Below are 16,049 nucleotides of genomic sequence, written 5' to 3'. Positions count from 1 at the left end.
GGTGCGGGGGAACGCCGTTCCCCCGCACCGCGGTCGTCCTAGTTGCTCCTGCGTACCCCCGGCGAGACCGTCACCTTGGCCGCCGCCCAGAACACCGCGAGCGTCGCGAGTGCCATGCCGGCGACCAGGGTGGCGCCGCCCACCACCTTCTCGTAGTCGTGCTGGTAGAGACCGTCGACGATGTAGCGGCCGAGGCCGCCGAGACTGACGTACGCGGCGATGGTGGCCGTGGAGACGATCTGGATGGCCGCCGAGCGCAGCCCGCCGAGGACGAGCGGGAGCGCGACGGGCAGTTCGACGCGCAGCAGGATGTCGGACTCGCGCATGCCCATGCCCCGCGCGGCGTCCACGGGGGGCGGATCGACGGAGCGCATCGCCTCGTAGGTGGTGACCAGGATCGGCGGGACCGCGAGGACGACCAGCGGGATCATCACGGGCAGCATGCCGAACCCGAGCACGATGGTCGTCACCACGAGCAGGCCGAAGGTGGGCAGGGCGCGGCCCGCGGTGGCCACCAGGGAGAGGACGTTGCCGCCCCGCCCGTAGTGACCGGTGATCAGGCCGACCGGCAGCCCGATCAGGGCGGCGAGGGCGAGCGCCTCCAGGGAGTACTGGACGTGCTCCCACAGCCGGGTGGGAATCCCGTCGTAGCCGTGCCAGTGCGCGCTGTCGCCGAAGAAGGCGCTGACGAAGTTGATGACGTTCACCGGGCTGCGTCCTCCAGGGCGGGCACGGCCCTGTCGGGCCGGACCCCGGCGGGTTTGGTCCTTCCGCCCCGGGTGCCGCTCGGCATCCAGGGCGTGAGCAGGATGCGCACGACGACCAGCACGGCGTCCGCGAGTACCGCCAGAACGGCGCTGGTGATCACGGAGTTCCAGGCGAGTTCCGGCCGGTTGTAGATCTGCGCGTCGTGCAGCAGGTTGCCGAGCGCGCCCTGGTTGCCGATCAGCATGCCGACACTGACGAGGCTGATGCTCGACACGGTGGCCACCCGCAGACCGGCGATGATGGCGGGCACCGCGATCGGCAACTGGACCTGGACGTAACGGCGTACGGGGCCGAAGCCCATGGCGGTCGCGGCGGCGAGGGTCTCCTGCGGGACCGAACGGACGCCGTCGACGATCGCGGGGACGAGCACGACCAGGCTGTAGACGGTGAGCGGGATCATCACCGTCAGTTCGGTCTGCCCCGTGTAGTCGATGAGGACGACGAAGAAGGCCAGGGACGGGATGGCGTAGAGCACGGTCGTCACCCACAGCACGGGCGGGTACAGCCAGCGCAGCCGCACGCACAGCTGGGCCAGCGGGAGGGCGAGCAGCAGCCCGCCCAGCACCGGCAGCAGGGCCTCCCGCAGATGGAGCACGATGAGGCCGAACCAGTCGTGCTGGAGGTCGCTGGGGATGTCGAAGAAGCGGTTCACCGGATGACCTTCTGGACGCCGACCCCCGTGGCCTGCGGTTCCGCGCGGCCTGCCGCGTGGGCGCCCCGGATGGCCTCGCCGATGGCCGCCTGCGAGACGACTCCGGCGGCCCGGCCCTCGGCGTCCATGGCGACCGCCCAGCCGGTGGGCGACAGGACGGCGCAGTCGAGCGCGGCGCGCAGCGAGTCCCGCCCGGCGACGAACGGCCGCCCGTACGGCAGCAGTCGGTCGGCGTCGACCCGTCCGGCCGTCAGCGCGCCGGGCTCGCTCCAGCCGAGCGGACGGCCGTCCAGGCCGGTGACGAGGAGGTAGGGGGCCTCGGCCGCGCCACGTGCGGCGATCTGCTCGGCGGTGGCGTCGATCGCGACGATCGGGGTGGTGAGCAGTTCCAGACCGCCGGAGGAGAAGAACGACAGGCGCCGGATGCCCCGGTCGGCGCCGAGGAAGTCCTCGACGAACGCGTCGGCGGGGTCGGACAGCAGCTCGGCGGGCGGCGCGTACTGGGCGAGCCGGCCGCCGGTGCGCAGCACGGCGACCATCGTGCCGAGCTTGACGGCCTCGTCGATGTCATGCGTGACGAAGACGATCGTCTTACCCAACTCCGCCTGGATGCGCAGGAGTTCATCCTGAAGGCCCTTGCGGACGACCGGGTCGACGGCGGAGAACGGCTCGTCCATCAGCAGCACCGGCGGATCGGCGGCGAGCGCACGTGCCACGCCGACGCGCTGCTGCTGACCACCGGACAGCTGGTAGGGATACCGCTTGGCGAACGAGGCGTCCAGCCCCACCCGTTCCATCAGTTCCCGCGCCCTCGCGCGGGCCTTGTCCCTGCTCCAGCCCAGCATCCGGGGCACGGTGGCGATGTTGTCGACGATCGTGCGGTGCTGGAAGAGTCCCGCGTTCTGGATGACGTAACCCATGGACCGGCGCAGGGTGTTGACCGGCTGCTGACGGCTGTCGACGCCGTCGATGAGGATCGTGCCCTCGCTGGGCTCGACCATCCGGTTGATCATCCGCAGGGTGGTCGTCTTGCCGCAGCCCGAGGGGCCGACGAGGACGGTGATCGAACGGTCCGGTATGTCCAGAGAGAGCCGGTCGACGGCCACCGTGCCGTCCGGGTATCGCTTGGTGACTGAATCTATCCGTATCAAAACGCCGAATACCCTTCGGGTCTGGCTGTTTCCGCCCACTCTCGACCTGACGAGTTTCGGGCCGTTGCGGGGAGAGTCTAAACCGCTTACGTTTCGGCCGTTTTCGTGGGAGAGCCGCTCTCTAGAAGCGATCCGGGCTGTGCGCAGCCTGTGAGTCCGCTGATTCTCACTCTTCCCTCAGGAACGGCTCAGGGATCCCCCAGACACGCCCCCGATCGTCATGGCAATGAACGCCCACCGGGGCGAAATCCCACCTGGAGTAAGCGCCATGACGACATTCGCCCCGCCACCCGCCCCCGTCCAGGAGGACGGCGCCCGCCACCGGGCGGCCCCCTCCTCCGACGGCGGACTCGCCTCCCGCGCCGGGCGGTTGTTCACCGGCGCCCCCGAGGACCCGCGCTGGGCCCGCCCGGCCCTCTGGGCGATTCTCGTCCTGGCCACGGCCCTGTACGCCTGGAACCTCTCCTCGATCACCGGCAACACCTTCTACGACGCGGCCGTCTACAGCGGCACCAAGAGCTGGAAGGCGTTCTTCTTCGGCGCCCTGGACTCGGGCAGCTTCATCACGGTCGACAAGCCGCCGTTCGCCCTGTGGGTGATGGGCCTGTCAGCCCGCGCCTTCGGGTACGGCACCTGGCAGTTGACACTGCCGATGGTCGCCGTGGGAACCGGTTCCGTCGCGCTGCTGTACCGGCTGGTCAAGCGGGACTTCGGCGCCGTGGCGGCGACCGTCTCCGCGCTGGTGCTGACGCTCACCCCGATCACGGTCGCCATCACCCGGGACACCAACCCCGACCCCGTCCTCGTCTTCCTGATGCTGCTGGGCGCGGCCGCGCTGCTGAAGGCCGTGCGCACCGGCCGGCCGATGCCCCTCGTGTGGTCCGGTGTCGCCATCGGTTTCGCCTTCAACACGAAGATGATGCAGGCGTACGTCGTCCTGCCCGCCTTCTTCCTGGTGTACCTGTGGGCGGCGAACGCCTCCCTGGGCAGGCGCGTCCGCAACCTCGCCGTCGGCACGGTCGCGCTGGTCGTCTCCAGCGCCTGGTGGATGGTGGTCGTCGATCTGATCCCGGCCTCCTCCCGCCCCTACATCGGCGGTTCGACGGACAACACGGTCTGGGACCTCGTCATCGGCTACAACGGCTTCGGCCGTATATTCGGGGCGAGTTCGTCGGTGGGCTCGCAGGGCAACGGCGCGAGCTTCGGCGGCGAGGCGGGCCTGTACCGGCTGTTCAACGACATCATGGGCGGCCAGATCTCCTGGCTGATCCCCTTCGCGGCGGTCGCGCTGGTGGCGGGGCTCGTCCTACGCGGCCGGGCGCCCCGTACGGACGCCAGGCGCGCCGCGCTGATGCTGTGGGGCGGCTGGTTCGTCCTGCACTACCTGACCTTCGCCCTCGCCGAGGGCACCTTCCATCCGTACTACGTCACCGCCATGGCTCCCGGTGTCGCGGCCCTGGCCGGAGCGGGCGGCGTCATGCTCTACAACGCCTTCCGCGAGGGCTCCGCGGTGAAGTGGGGGTGGGTGCTGCCGACCGCGGTGGCGGCGAGCTCGGTGTGGGCGGTCGTCCTGCTCCAGCGGGTCTCCGGCTCCGGGACGCTGTACACGGTCGCCGAGGTCGTGGCCGGCGTGGCGGGGGCCGCCTCGGTGACCGGGCTGCTGGTCGCCCGGTTCACGAAGCGGCAGCGGCTGATGGGCGTCGCGGCACTGGCGGCGGTCGTGGCACTCCTCGCCGGTCCGGCCGCCTACTCGGCCTCGGCCGCCACCTCCGGCACCAACGGCACCAACCCGACGGCCGGGCCGAGCACCGGCGGCATGGGAGGCATGGGCGGTGGCGGCGGCCAGCGGCCCAGCGGTTCGGACGGCGGACCGGGCACCAACTCCGGTGAGGCGCCGAGCGGTACGGGCGACGCCCAGGAGATGGGCGAACCGCCGTCGAACAGCGGCGGCTCCACGAACGGCGACGACTCCACGCAATCGGGTACGACCGAGTCCGGTACGACCAAGTCCGGTACGTCCGAGTCCGGTACCGCCGACGGTCGCACCGGCGGGGGTATGGGCGGCGACACCCAGGTGTCGTCCGCGATGATCACGTACCTGAAGAAGAACCAGGACGGCGCCACCTGGCTGGTGGCGGTGGCCACCGACCAGACGGCCTCCTCGATCATCCTGGAGTCGGGCCAGCCGGTCATCTCGATGGGCGGCTGGTCCGGCAGCGACGACGCGATGACGCTCGCCAAGCTGAAGAGCCTGGTGAAGGCGGGCAAGCTGCACTACATCGTCGTCGGCGACAGCGGCCAGGGATCCTCGAACTCCGAGATCTCGACCTGGGTCAAGGCGAACGGCACGGCCGTGTCCGACTACAGCGGCCTCTACCGCCTGGACGCGTCCGACGTCGGCTGAAGTCCCCTTACGGGGCAGGCCGTACACAAAAAGGGCGGGCCGTCGGCTTCACCGGCGGCCCGCCCTCCGCATGCCCGTCCGGGCGGCGGCACCCAACGTGCCTCAGCGGCACCGGCGTTGAGGACGCGAGTACGGACGACGCCCCCGGCCCGAGGTCCATGCGAGGACCGTCGCGCCCCACCCGAGCAGCCACCCGGCCGCCCCCAGGGCCCCCGCCTCGACGCTCACGCGGCCACTGCCGCCGCCGTGGGGAACCCGCCGGTGCGCAGCACGCGTCCGCCGGGCAGCACGGCGTACACCTCGCAGCCGTCCCGCGCGGCCGCCCACTCGACGCCCGCCGCGCCCAGGGCGAACGCGGCCGTGGCGACGGTGTCGGCCTCGGTCAGGGTCGGAGCCACGACGGTGAGGCTGTCGAGGCCGGTGACCGGGCGGCCGGTGCGGCCGTCGACGATGTGGTCGCCGCGCTCGTAGCGGGCGGAGGTCGCGACCGCCCCGTCGGTGAGGTCGAGGACGGTGCACAGCCGGTCGGCGATCTCGGGATGCCGCACGCCGACCCGCCAGGGCCCGCCGGAGACGACCACGTCGCCCCCGGCGTTGAGGCAGAACCGGCGCAGCCCGGCCCCGGTCAGCAGCTCCGCCGCCCGCTGCACGGACCAGCCCTTGACCACCGCGCAGGGGTCGAGGCCGCGGCCGGGCAGCCGGACGTCGAAGGCGCCGCCGGTGGCGGTCCGGTACCGCTCGCAGATGCCGAGGACCTCCACGAGGTCGGCGCTCAGCTCGTCGGCCGACAGCTCACCCCTGCCGTACCGGGAGACCTCGCTGTCGGCCCTGAAGGGGCTGAACCGTGCGTCGACCTCGCGCAGCCAGGCGAACACGGCGTCCCCGGTCCCTTCGGGCACGACCGTGTCGTCGATCCGCAGCGAGACCGGGAACCCCATGACGTGTTCGACGCGGCGCACGTCAGGCGCCCTTCGCGTCGATCGCCGCCTGGAGGGACTCCTTGTAGCCGTCGCTCGTCAGGGTCGCGCCGGAGACGGTGTCGATGTCCGCGCTCTGCGCCGTGAGCGTCTCCGCGATCAGCTCGGGCACCGCCGCGGCCGTCTGCGGATGGTCCGGCGCCTTCAGCATCCTCACCGCCGTGATCCGGTCGCCCTCGTAGGTCACCTGGACCTGGACGTCGCCCTTCTCCGTGGTCACGGTCGTACCGGTGACGGTGGTCGAGCCCGAAGAGCCCGTTGCGCCGGAAGCGCCCGAGGACGACGTGGAGGAGGACACGGAGGGCGTCGAGGCGGCCTCGGTGGTGGATGTCGTCGTACCGGTCGACGGCTCGTAGCGCCAGAGCGGGATCAGCCCCGCCAAGGAGAGGACCAGGACAGGTATTGCTCGCTTCACAGCGTCTTCCTCATATCTCTCATCCCGCCAGGCTGAAGCGCTCGAAGTGGATCTGCGGCTTGGGCACGTCCAGCTCGCGCAGGGTGCCGAGGACCGCGTTCATCATCGGCGGCGGTCCGCACAGGAAGACGTCCCGCTCCGCGATGTCCGGTACGAGGGCGGCCAGTTCGCGCGGCGCCAGCCGGTCCGGCACCGGTGGCCCGGTGACCAGGTGCAGCTCGGCGCCCTTGGCTACGGCCAGCTCGCGCAGCTCGTCGTAGAGGACGGCGTCGCGCTCGCCGGCCACCCGGTAGATGACCACCGCGTGTCCGTGGATCTCCTCGAGGAGTGCCCGGATCGGGGTGACGCCGACGCCGCCGGCGATGAGCAGGGCCTCGGGACGGGTGCGGTGCATGGCGGTGAAGGCGCCGTAGGGGCCTTCCGCGAAGACGCGCGTGCCGGGCTTGATGTGCCGCAGTCCTGCCGAACCGTCGCCCGCCGCCTTCGCGGTGAGGCGCAGCCGGGTGCCGTCGGGCGCGGCCGACAGGGAGAAGGGGTTCGCCTGCCACCAGCGGTCCTTGGTCAGGAACCGCCACAGGAAGAACTGGCCGGCCCGGGCGGGAAGCCTGTCCAGGTCACGGCCGGTGATGTAGACGGAGACGACGTTGTCGGCCTCGGGGACGACCGCCTCGACGCGGAATTGATGGCGCCGGTTCCGCCAGAGCGGCAGGGCCAGCCGGCCCAGGAACACCGAGCCGAGGGCGACGCCCCACACCGCGTACCAGTACGCCGTGGCGGCGGACGACGCGGTGAAGGTCGTACCGACCGCTACCTGGTGGGTGAAGGCCAGCACCACGGCGACGTACGTGTACAGGTGGATGAAGTGCCAGGTCTCGTAGGCGAGGCGACGGCGGGCCCAGCGGGCGGAGACGCCGCCGATGACCAGGATCAGCACCAGCGCGACGACGGCGCGCAGTACGCCCTCGACGGTCTCGGCGAGGTCGACGAGCTGGCTCACCGGGTTCATCGACGAGGAGTCGGCATAGCCGAAGGTGATGAACACCACGTGGCCGACCAGCGTCCAGAGCAGGCCGAAGCCGGTCCAGCGGTGCCAGTTGGTCAGCCGGTCCATGCCGATGCGGCGGTCCAGCCAGGGCAGCCGGGCCACCAGCAGCAGCTGGAACGCCATCAGCAGAGCGCCGTACAGGCCGGCGAAGCGGCCGATCACGACCAGCGCGTTGGAGGCGAAGCCGGCCTGGACGGCGAAGAGGGTCACGACGGCCGCGTTCACGGCCAGCACGGCGTACAGGCCGGTGCGGGCCACCACTTTGGGACGTATCGCCGTGGGGGGTACGGGAGGCGATTGGACGGTCGTCACGGACGGAAACTCCTAGATCGGGTCCTCAGAACACAGAGCTTCTCCGTGCTTCGCTGTCGTTTTCCTGTCGTACAACTTTCAAGATCTTATCGATTCACGCGCGCGTGGGACGCGAGGCCGGTGCCGCGCGAGGTGTGGCGCACTATGAGCGGGTGGAAAAAGTACGACTCCTCGTCGTGGACGACGACCCGCCGATCGCCGATCTCGTGGCGACGGTCGCCCGTTACGAGGGCTGGGACGCGGTCACCGCGAACTCGGGTGCGGAGGCGCTTCGCCGTGCCGCCGACTTCCGTCCGGACATCGTGGTGCTCGACCTGATGCTGCCCGACATCGACGGCTTCGGCGTGCTCGACCGGCTGCGGCACAGCGGCACGATGGTGCCGGTGGTGTTCCTCACCGCGCGCGACGGCGTCGCCGACCGGGTCGCGGGGCTGACCCGGGGCGGGGACGACTACCTGGTGAAACCGTTCGCCGTGGAGGAGCTGATGGCCCGGTTGCGGACCGTGCTGCGGCGCAGCGCCGGCCCCGGCGCCCAGCGCTCCGTGCTGCGGGTCGCGGACCTCACCATGGACGAGGACACCCGGGAGGTCCGGCGCGGCGGAAGACTGCTGACGCTCACCCCCACCGAGTACGAGGTGCTGCGCTATCTGATGCGCAAGTCGCCGACCGTGCTCACCAAGGCGCAGATCCTCGACCACGTGTGGGAGTACGGCTTCGGCGGCCGTTCCAACGTCGTCGAGCTCGTCGTCAGCCGACTGCGCCGCAAGCTCGACCCGACAGGTGACGAACCGATGATCCGGACGGTGCGCGGTTTCGGGTACGTGATCCGGCAGGCGGCCGAGTGATCGGCCGGGTCTGGCAGACGTACCGCAGACTGCGGCTCGGCACCCGGCTGGCGCTGGGTCTCGGCGCGCTGTCACTGGTGGTGTTCGCGGTCGTCGGCACGGCCCTGACCACCTATATGCGGGACTACCTGTCGGCCCAGCTCGACGACCAGCTCGCGATCGCCCAGGTCGCGCAGTCCAAGAGCATCGTGGACTCCGGCTCGCTGACCGGGAAGAAGTACTGGGGCTGGTACTACGCCGTGTACGACGTGCGGGACGGCAAGCCCGTGCTGCGCGAGCCCGAGGACCCCGGTGACCTGCCCGAGGACGTCGACGACCTCACCGCCCTGGCCAAGGCGCAGACGATCGCCCACTCGGAGGTGCTGGGCACCGCGCACCTCGCGGGCGACGGCGTGTACCGGCTGCGCGCCTGCACGGTGGAGCCCGGAGTGGTGCTGGTCAGCGGCGCCTCCATGAACGACCTGGAGGACACCGTCCGCCAGCTGATCACGATCCAGGTCGTCACCTTCGGCCTGGCGCTGCTTGCCCTCGTGGTCTTCGGCCGGGCCCTGCTGCGGCGCGGTCTGAAACCGCTGAGCGACATGGCGCACACCGCGCACGGCATCACCTCGCACAACCTCACCGAGTCGGCGTCCCGCCTCACGCTGCGCGCGGACGCCCTGGGCGGCGGCCCCGAGGTCGAGGAACTGCGCACGGCCTTCAACACGATGTTGCAGCACATCGACGACTCCCTCGCCGTGCGGGCGGAGGCGGAACAGCGCCTGCGCCGGTTCGTCGCCGACGCCTCGCACGAACTGCGCACGCCGCTGATGTCGGTGCGCGGTTACGCGGACCTCTTCCAGTACGCGGCCGCCAACGCGCCCGGGGAACGGGACAAACACCTGGCCCGGCTGCGCGCCGAGGCCGCCCGGATGGGCTTCCTCCTCGACGACCTGCTGCTGCTCGCCCGTCTGGACGCGGCCGAGGTGGAGACGCCCCTGCGGATGGAGAACGCGGACCTGGTGGAGCTGGTCGAGCAGGCGGCCGACGCGTTCCGCGCGAGTCACCCCGGCCATGCGCTGACGGTGACGCCGGGCCCGGCCGCCGTGCCGCTGCGGATGGACCCGCACCGCATCCGCCAGGTCCTGGACAACCTCCTCACCAACGCGGCCGTGCACACCCCGGCCGGCACCCCCGTCTCCGTCGGGGCGTCCCTCTCGTCGGGCACCGCACGGGTGCACGTCACCGACCAGGGCCCCGGCATCCCGCCCGGTGACCGCGACCGCGTCTTCGACCGCTTCTACCGCGTCGACAAGGCCCGCAGCCGTGACCGCGGCGGCAGCGGCCTCGGCCTGTCGGTCGCCCGGTCCCTGGTGCGAGCGCACGGGGGCTCGCTGGAACTGGACGACACGGCGGGGGCAACGGTGTTCACGGTGACACTGCCCCCGGGCGGGCCGGGGAGCTGAGCGGCCCTTCGCGCCGTGGCGGCCACCGCCTGCCGACGCCCGTCACGATGGCCGACCGGAGCAGCCGCGAGGGGCCGGCGGTACTGCGGGCCGGTGCACCCCGGGGAACAATGCTCAGGACTTGTCGACTGGGGCTCGGGGAGCATGTGAAGGGCGTACTTTCCCGAGTGATCGACTGATAGTCATTGAGCAGGCCGCGTCCGGAGTGAGCGCGCCTGCCGAGGACGAGGCGTGAACCGCCGATGCCCGGAGATCGGGGATCAGGGCGGCGATGCGCTCGAGTTGGTCGTGCTGTGAGCGCAGGTCGAGGGCGGCGAGGCGGATGACGAGATGGCGCGCGCCGGCGGCGACGTACCGGCCGAGGCCGTCGAGAACCTGCTCGGCGGAGCCGGTGACGACCGCCTGGATCTTCTCCAGTTCTTCCAGCGGCATGCCGTAGGCGGCCCGTGCGTGGTCGTCGAGCGCCCGGCGGCCGTTCTCGACGCCGTCATCGACCCGTACGGAAACGAACAGGGCCGGGGTGACGTCGTCGGCCGGGCGCCCAGCCTCGGCCGCCGCCTTCCGTACGTCCAGCAGACCGGACTCGTAATCGGCCGGGTCGGGCGGGTAGGGGAGCCAGCCGTCGTACAGCCGACCGGTGCGGGCCAGCGCGGCCGGGGACGCGCCGCCGAGCCAGATCGGCGGGCCGCCTGCGCGCAAGGGCAGGGTCGCGGGCGGGATGTCGTCGAACTGGAGGATCTCGCCGTGGAAGGAGGTGGCGCCGGTCCACAGGCCGCGCCAGAGCGCCACGGTCTCGTCAAGCCGGGCGAAGCGGCGCTCCCACGGCACCTCGGACAGCGTGTAGAAGGGCCGTCCGAAACGTCCGGGGAAGCCGGCGCCGACCGCCACGGTGAGCCGGCCGCCGGACAGCAGGTCGATCGACGCCAGCGACTGCGCGACCTGGATCGGGCGGCGTAGGAATGGCAGCAGCGCACCGGTCCCCAGCGTCACGCGCTCGGTCGCGGGGGCGAGCGCGGCCAGCATCGTGAGCGCCTCGATACGCGGGCTGATCAGGGAGTCGTTGACGAAGAGCGAAGAGAAGCCCGACCGTTCCGCCCGGACGCCGAAGGCGATCAGGCTCCGGGGGTCGTCGTCCGCGCCCCACTGGGCCTTTCCGGTCGGGAGGAGTACGCCGATGTCCATGCCCCAGATGCTCCCGGCCGGCGACGGTGCCCACAATTCCCTCCAGGGAATGGCCGGACCTCCGCCCCGGCCGCTACAACAGGCCTGTGGACTTCCCAACTGCGCTCCGTGAACGCCGTACCCGTCGCCGTCTCAGCCAGCTCGACCTGGCGCTGCGGGCCGGTACCACCCAGCGGCACCTCAGTTTCGTCGAGTCCGGCAGGTCCACCCCCGGCCGGAACCTGGTCGTACGCCTGGCCGAGTCGTTGGAACTGCCGTTGCGGGAGCGCAATGAGCTGCTGCTGGCCGCCGGATACGCGCCCGTCTATCCGGAGAACGCCCTCGACGATCCGGTCCTGGCCCCTGTACGTGCGGCGATGGACCACATCCTGCACGGGCACCTTCCCTATCCCGCGCTCGTCGTGGACCGGAACGGTGATCTGATCGCCGCCAACAAGGCACTCGACCTGATCACCGAGGGTGCGGCCCCCGAGCTGGTCGGCCCGGGGACGAACGTGTACCGCCTCGCCCTCCATCCCCACGGAATGGCACCCCGCATCCGTAACTTCGCCGAATGGGCGCGTCACATCCTGACGCGCCTGGACCACCAGGAAGAGCTGCGTGCCGAACTCTCGCAATACGTACCCGAGTTGGAGTGGGCCGCCGGCGCTCTCGGCTTCGCGGTCCCGCTCCACCTGGAGACGTCGCACGGTGAGCTGCACCTGGTGACGACCGTGACGACGTTCGCCACCGCGATCGACGTGACCCTCACCGAGCTGAAACTGGAGGCGTTCCTCCCGGTGGACTCGGCAACCGCCGAGGCGCTGCAGGCGGCCGCCGGCGGAAGACATGGTTGACATCACCAGCTGACATCAAGGCCGACAGAGGGCATGGCCCGGTGATCAAGGACTCACCCACAAGTCCTGACAACTACTCACCCCGGGAGGTGCCCGGGATGAACCGCGAGGGGTACGGGCAGAAATCCCACAGCCTCATCGCACCTCCCCGGCCCCACCACCCCTCGCCCCACCGCACTCGGGCCACCGCACCTGCTCCACCGCACCTTGCCCCACCGCGCCTGTTCCACCCCACCGCGCTTGCGCCACCGCACCTTGCCCCACCGCACCTGCCCCACCGCACGGCGGTCGCCCTTCGGCCCGCACTCCGTCGGCTCACGGACACCGCACCGTCACACCGGAGGGGAACGACGTCCCTGTCCCCTCCCCAGGCCCGATCCGTCGCGCCGCCGCGCGCGGTCACGACGCGGAAGGACGACGTGCGCCGTGTCCCTGCTGCCCCTCGACGACCCCGCGTCGCCGCCCCCGCGCACGGACGGCCGCCGCCGCCCCCGGGCCGCCGCCGCCACCCGCCGTGCCCTCTGCCTGTTCCCGGTCCTGCTGCTCGCGGTGTGGGCGGCGGTCGACTGGCACGCCGTGCGAGACGGCACCGCCCTGCTGGCCGGCGCCGATCCCTGGTGGCTGCTGGTCGGGCTCCTCTTCAGCTACCTGGGCTCGGTCGCCGCGGCCTGCGTCCGCCAGGGCGCGATCACGGACCGGCTGCCACCGGGTCTGCTGGTGGCCTCACAGATCGCCGCGGGCGCCGCGAACCACATACTGCCGGCGAGCATAGGCGCCCACGCGGTCACGGTCCGCTTCCTGCAACGCCAGGGCGTCCCCCTGCCCCGCGCCACCGCCTCGATCGCCCTGTACTCGCTGGTCAGAGCCGTGGCGAAGACACCCGTCGTGCTGGGCTTCCTGCTCGCCGCACCCAGCGCCGTGCCGCCCGCCAGGCTTCTCCCCGAGGGACGGACGCTGTTGCTGGCCGCCGGGGGCCTGCTGCTCGTCCCCGCGGCGGGAGCGGCGCTGTTCGTCCTCGTCCGGCCGCTGCGCCGGCCCACCGTGGACTTCGTGCGTACGGCCCTCACGGACGCCCGGCATCTGCACACGCGCCCCGCCCGCTTCCTGCCCCTGTGGGGCGGGGCGATCGCCGCGCCGCTGATCCAGGCGAGCGTGGTGGCCTCGGTGGGCACGGCGCTCGGCCTGCCCCTGTCCTGGGCGCAGTTGCTCTTCGCGTTCCTCGCGGCGAGCACCGCGGCCGGCGCCGTCCCCGCACCGGGCGGGATCGGCCCGGTCGACGCGGCCCTGGTCCTCACCCTGGCGGGCTACGGCACCCCGCTGCCCCTCGCCACGGCGACGGTCATCGGCTACCGGGTGCTCACGGTCTGGCTGCCCCTGCTGCCCGGGATGCTGGTGCTGTCGGCACTGGTGCAGCGGAAGCACCTGTGAGCCGCCGGCCCCCGCCGTCCGTCGTCACGTAGCCCGCGCCGTCCGTCGTCACCGTCAGCCCGCGCCGTCCTCCGCAAGCCGCAGCGAGACGCTGTTGATGCAGTACCGCTGGTCGGTCGGGGTCGCGTACCCCTCGCCCGCGAAGACGTGCCCGAGGTGCGAACCGCACCGGGCACACCGCACCTCGGTGCGCAGCATCCCGTGCGAGCGGTCCTCGATCAGTTCCACCGCGTCGGTGTCCTTCGGGTCGAAGAAGGACGGCCAGCCGCAGTGGGAGTCGAACTTGGTCCCGGAGGTGAACAGTTCGGCACCACAGGCCCGGCAGGAGTAGACGCCCTCGGCCTTGGTGTCGGTGTACTCACCGGTGAACGCGGGCTCGGTGGCGGCCTGCCGCAGAACGGCGTACTCGGCCGGGGTCAGCTCCGCCCGCCACTGCTCGTCCGGCTTTTCGACGTCGTACGACATGAGCCTCAGCCCCTTACTGGGAAAGACGGTCCAGAATGCGCGGGCCCAGGTCCGTCACGTCACCCGCGCCCATGGTGAGAACGAGATCACCGGCCTTCGCCATTCCCGCCACCACCTCCGGCGCCGTGTCCTTGTCGTGCACCGCGGTCACGTCCGCGCCCGCCGCCCGGGCCGCGTCGATGATCAGCTCGCTGGTCACGCCCGGGATCGGGTCCTCGCGGGCCGGGTAGATGTCGAGGACGACGGAGGCGTCCGCCAGGGCCAGCGACTGCCCCATCTCCGTGCCGAGCTCCTGGGTCCTGGAGAACAGGTGCGGCTGGAAGAGGACGAGGATGCGGGCGTCACCCACCGCGGCGCGCATCGCCTCCAGGTCGGCCGTCATCTCCGTCGGGTGATGGGCGTAGGAGTCGACGACCTGGACGCCCGCCGCCTCGCCCTTGAGCTGAAGCCGGCGCTTGACGCCCGTGTACGCGGCCAGCGCGGGGGCCAGTTCCGCGGCCGGGACGCCCAGGGCGACGCCCGCCGCCAGCGCGGCGACGGCGTTGTGCGCGTAGTGGCGGCCGGGCACCGAGACCGCGAAGGTGAGCCGCTGCCCGTCGAGCAGCACGGTCACCTCGCTCTTCAGCCCCTGGGGGACGACGGACAGCACCCGCACGTCGGCGTCCTCGGCCTCCCCGTACGTCACCACCCGTACGCCCTCGACCCGCCGGGTCAGTTCCCGCGCGCCCTCGTGGTCGGAGGTGATCACCAGGGTGCCGCCGGGCACGATCTTCCCGGCGAAGGTCTCGAAGGACTCGTAGATCTCGTCCATCGAGGCGTAGTTCGCGTGGTGGTCCAGCTCGACGTTGAGGACGATGGCGACCTCGGGCGCGTACTTGTGGAAGCTGCGGTCCGACTCGTCCGCCTCGGCGACGAAGATCTCGCCCTCGCCGTGCAGCGCGTTGGAGCCTGGCGCGTCCAGGTCGCCGCCGATCGCGTACGAGGGGTTGAGGCCCAGCTCGGACAGCGACACCGCCAGCATGGACGTGGTGGTCGTCTTGCCGTGCGTGCCGGCGACGGCGATCGGCCGCAACCCGTCCATCAGCCGGGCGAGCGCGTCCGAACGGTGGACGACGGGAATCCCCAGCTCGGCCGCGCGGGCCAGCTCCGGGTTTTCCGCGCGGATCGCCGACGACACGACGACACAGCTGGCGTCGTCGGCCAGGTGCCCGGCGGCGTGGCCGATGTGGACGGTCGCCCCGAGCGCCCGCAGCGCCGCCGCGGTCTCGGACTCCCTGGCGTCGCTGCCGGCCACCTTCGCCCCGCGCTGAGCCAGGATCTTCGCGATCCCCGACATCCCCGCCCCACCGATGCCGATGAAGTGCGGTCGGTCCATGGCGGTAGGAAGGCCGGGTGCCATGCGTGTTCTCCCAGGGTGCGCTACGACGGGTTCGGTGCGCCCCCACCCTATTGCGCGAGGCGCCCCGCACCCACCCAGGGGCGCGGGGCCGTACCGCTGGGCGAAGGCGACGGGCCGACGCACGGCCCCGCCGCGCGGGCGCGCGCGGCGGCTGCACACCCGCACCCGCACCCATACCCGCACCCGCACCCGCACATCACGGCCCCCAACAAGGTGGCGGCCCGCTCACGCCTTGCTGTGCGAGAAGAGTTTCAGCACCGGCACGCCCACCTTGTGCCGGGCCCGGGAGGCCCAGTCCCGGTGGAAGAACTCCTCGACGTAGTGGGGGTCGGTCAGGACGATCACCTCGTCCGCCCGCGCCTCCGCCACCAGGGACTTCAGCGCGTCCAGCGGATGCTCCTCGACGAGGCGGCCCACCGCCTCGCTGCCCGCCGCGTGCAGTGCCTGCAAGGAGACCTCCAGGGCCCGTACCCCGAACCCCTTCGCCTCGTCCCCCTCGGGCGTCTCGCCCTCCCGTGCCGCCTCGTCCAGTTCGCCGAGAGCCACGTCGTCGATGGCCCGCAGCAAGCGGTCCGCCTGGTCGCCGCGCGGCTGGAGCAGCACCTGGAAGGAGACCGGCTCGTCTCCGTGCAAGGTGCTGACGAACTCCACGTCGGCGGACGTCAGGGCCTTCTCGATCATCAAAACGCTTGTGAACACCAGCGCCCCATTCTCCTTCGAGGACC

The 16,049-nt window shown here is 71.6% G+C and carries 16 protein-coding genes; 6 read left to right on the top strand and 10 right to left on the bottom strand.

From position 1 onward, the window contains the following. Nucleotides 1–38: 38 nt before the first annotated feature. From ACFWBB_RS34910 to ACFWBB_RS34900, 3 genes are read right to left on the bottom strand one after another with little or no spacing between them, the layout of a single operon-like run. Nucleotides 39–707 carry an ABC transporter permease gene (locus ACFWBB_RS34910; protein ID WP_385280831.1) on the bottom strand — a complete coding sequence of 223 codons (669 nt, stop codon included), beginning with the start codon at nt 705–707 and terminating at the stop codon, nt 39–41. Then, nucleotides 704–1,420, bottom strand: coding sequence for an ABC transporter permease (locus ACFWBB_RS34905; protein ID WP_385280828.1), 717 nt, complete (start codon nt 1,418–1,420; stop codon nt 704–706). The genes ACFWBB_RS34910 and ACFWBB_RS34905 overlap by 4 nt, the downstream gene beginning before the upstream one ends. Beyond that, entirely contained in the window at nt 1,417–2,571 is a 1,155-nt protein-coding gene (locus ACFWBB_RS34900; protein ID WP_385280825.1) for an ABC transporter ATP-binding protein, read from the bottom strand. Before ACFWBB_RS34900 ends, ACFWBB_RS34905 begins: the two co-directional genes overlap by 4 nt. Before the next feature lie 268 nt (nt 2,572–2,839). On the opposite strand from ACFWBB_RS34900, the gene ACFWBB_RS34895 reads away from it, so the two are divergent. After that, nucleotides 2,840–4,975, top strand: a complete 2,136-nt coding sequence (locus ACFWBB_RS34895) for an ArnT family glycosyltransferase (RefSeq protein ID WP_385280822.1) — start codon at nt 2,840–2,842, stop codon at nt 4,973–4,975. Between the two features lie 224 nt (nt 4,976–5,199). On the opposite strand, the gene ACFWBB_RS34890 is transcribed toward ACFWBB_RS34895, so the two are convergent. Continuing rightward, nucleotides 5,200–5,934 (bottom strand): FAD:protein FMN transferase, encoded by a 735-nt coding sequence (locus tag ACFWBB_RS34890; RefSeq protein WP_385280819.1) that lies wholly within the window; start codon nt 5,932–5,934, stop codon nt 5,200–5,202. Nucleotide 5,935: 1 nt separating this feature from the next. Beyond that, nucleotides 5,936–6,172 (bottom strand): FMN-binding protein, encoded by a 237-nt coding sequence (locus ACFWBB_RS34885; RefSeq protein ID WP_385280816.1) that lies wholly within the window; start codon nt 6,170–6,172, stop codon nt 5,936–5,938. Nucleotides 6,173–6,182: 10 nt separating this feature from the next. Between ACFWBB_RS34885 and ACFWBB_RS34880 the strand changes: the two genes are divergently transcribed. Next, nucleotides 6,183–6,308 carry a hypothetical protein gene (locus ACFWBB_RS34880; RefSeq protein WP_385280813.1) on the top strand — a complete coding sequence of 42 codons (126 nt, stop codon included), beginning with the start codon at nt 6,183–6,185 and terminating at the stop codon, nt 6,306–6,308. A gap of 78 nt (nt 6,309–6,386) precedes the next feature. On the opposite strand, the gene ACFWBB_RS34875 is transcribed toward ACFWBB_RS34880, so the two are convergent. After that, complete coding sequence (locus tag ACFWBB_RS34875) at nt 6,387–7,724, bottom strand: ferric reductase-like transmembrane domain-containing protein (protein ID WP_385280811.1); 1,338 nt, start codon at nt 7,722–7,724, stop codon at nt 6,387–6,389. Between the two features lie 152 nt (nt 7,725–7,876). Between ACFWBB_RS34875 and ACFWBB_RS34870 the strand changes: the two genes are divergently transcribed. Together ACFWBB_RS34870 and ACFWBB_RS34865 are read left to right on the top strand one after the other, a co-directional pair. Next, nucleotides 7,877–8,569 (top strand): response regulator transcription factor, encoded by a 693-nt coding sequence (locus ACFWBB_RS34870; RefSeq protein ID WP_385280808.1) that lies wholly within the window; start codon nt 7,877–7,879, stop codon nt 8,567–8,569. After that, nucleotides 8,566–10,014 carry a sensor histidine kinase gene (locus ACFWBB_RS34865; RefSeq protein ID WP_385280805.1) on the top strand — a complete coding sequence of 483 codons (1,449 nt, stop codon included), beginning with the start codon at nt 8,566–8,568 and terminating at the stop codon, nt 10,012–10,014. The genes ACFWBB_RS34870 and ACFWBB_RS34865 overlap by 4 nt, the downstream gene beginning before the upstream one ends. 114 nt (nt 10,015–10,128) lie before the next feature. Here ACFWBB_RS34865 and ACFWBB_RS34860 read toward each other — a convergent pair whose 3' ends face one another. Beyond that, complete coding sequence (locus tag ACFWBB_RS34860) at nt 10,129–11,196, bottom strand: LLM class flavin-dependent oxidoreductase (protein ID WP_385280802.1); 1,068 nt, start codon at nt 11,194–11,196, stop codon at nt 10,129–10,131. An 86-nt stretch (nt 11,197–11,282) separates the two neighbouring features. On the opposite strand from ACFWBB_RS34860, the gene ACFWBB_RS34855 reads away from it, so the two are divergent. Further along, a complete protein-coding gene (locus ACFWBB_RS34855) occupies nt 11,283–12,032 on the top strand; it encodes a helix-turn-helix domain-containing protein (RefSeq protein ID WP_385280799.1) in 750 nt (249 codons plus the stop codon). A 426-nt stretch (nt 12,033–12,458) separates the two neighbouring features. Next, nucleotides 12,459–13,460 (top strand): YbhN family protein, encoded by a 1,002-nt coding sequence (locus tag ACFWBB_RS34850; protein WP_385280796.1) that lies wholly within the window; start codon nt 12,459–12,461, stop codon nt 13,458–13,460. Between the two features lie 54 nt (nt 13,461–13,514). On the opposite strand, the gene msrB is transcribed toward ACFWBB_RS34850, so the two are convergent. The 3 genes from msrB to ACFWBB_RS34835 form a co-directional block, all read right to left on the bottom strand. Continuing rightward, nucleotides 13,515–13,925 (bottom strand): peptide-methionine (R)-S-oxide reductase MsrB, encoded by a 411-nt coding sequence (msrB, locus tag ACFWBB_RS34845; protein WP_385280793.1) that lies wholly within the window; start codon nt 13,923–13,925, stop codon nt 13,515–13,517. Nucleotides 13,926–13,938: 13 nt separating this feature from the next. Further along, nucleotides 13,939–15,324 (bottom strand): UDP-N-acetylmuramate--L-alanine ligase, encoded by a 1,386-nt coding sequence (gene murC / locus ACFWBB_RS34840; protein ID WP_385280791.1) that lies wholly within the window; start codon nt 15,322–15,324, stop codon nt 13,939–13,941. A gap of 225 nt (nt 15,325–15,549) precedes the next feature. Next, nucleotides 15,550–16,023, bottom strand: a complete 474-nt coding sequence (locus ACFWBB_RS34835) for an indole-3-glycerol phosphate synthase (protein ID WP_385280788.1) — start codon at nt 16,021–16,023, stop codon at nt 15,550–15,552. Nucleotides 16,024–16,049: the final 26 nt, after the last annotated feature.

The organism is Streptomyces sp. NPDC060000, assembly GCF_042737375.1.
GTDB lineage: Bacteria > Actinomycetota > Actinomycetes > Streptomycetales > Streptomycetaceae > Streptomyces.
Note: the sequence above shows the minus strand (reverse complement) of the source record. Positions and strands in the feature narration are given on the sequence as shown.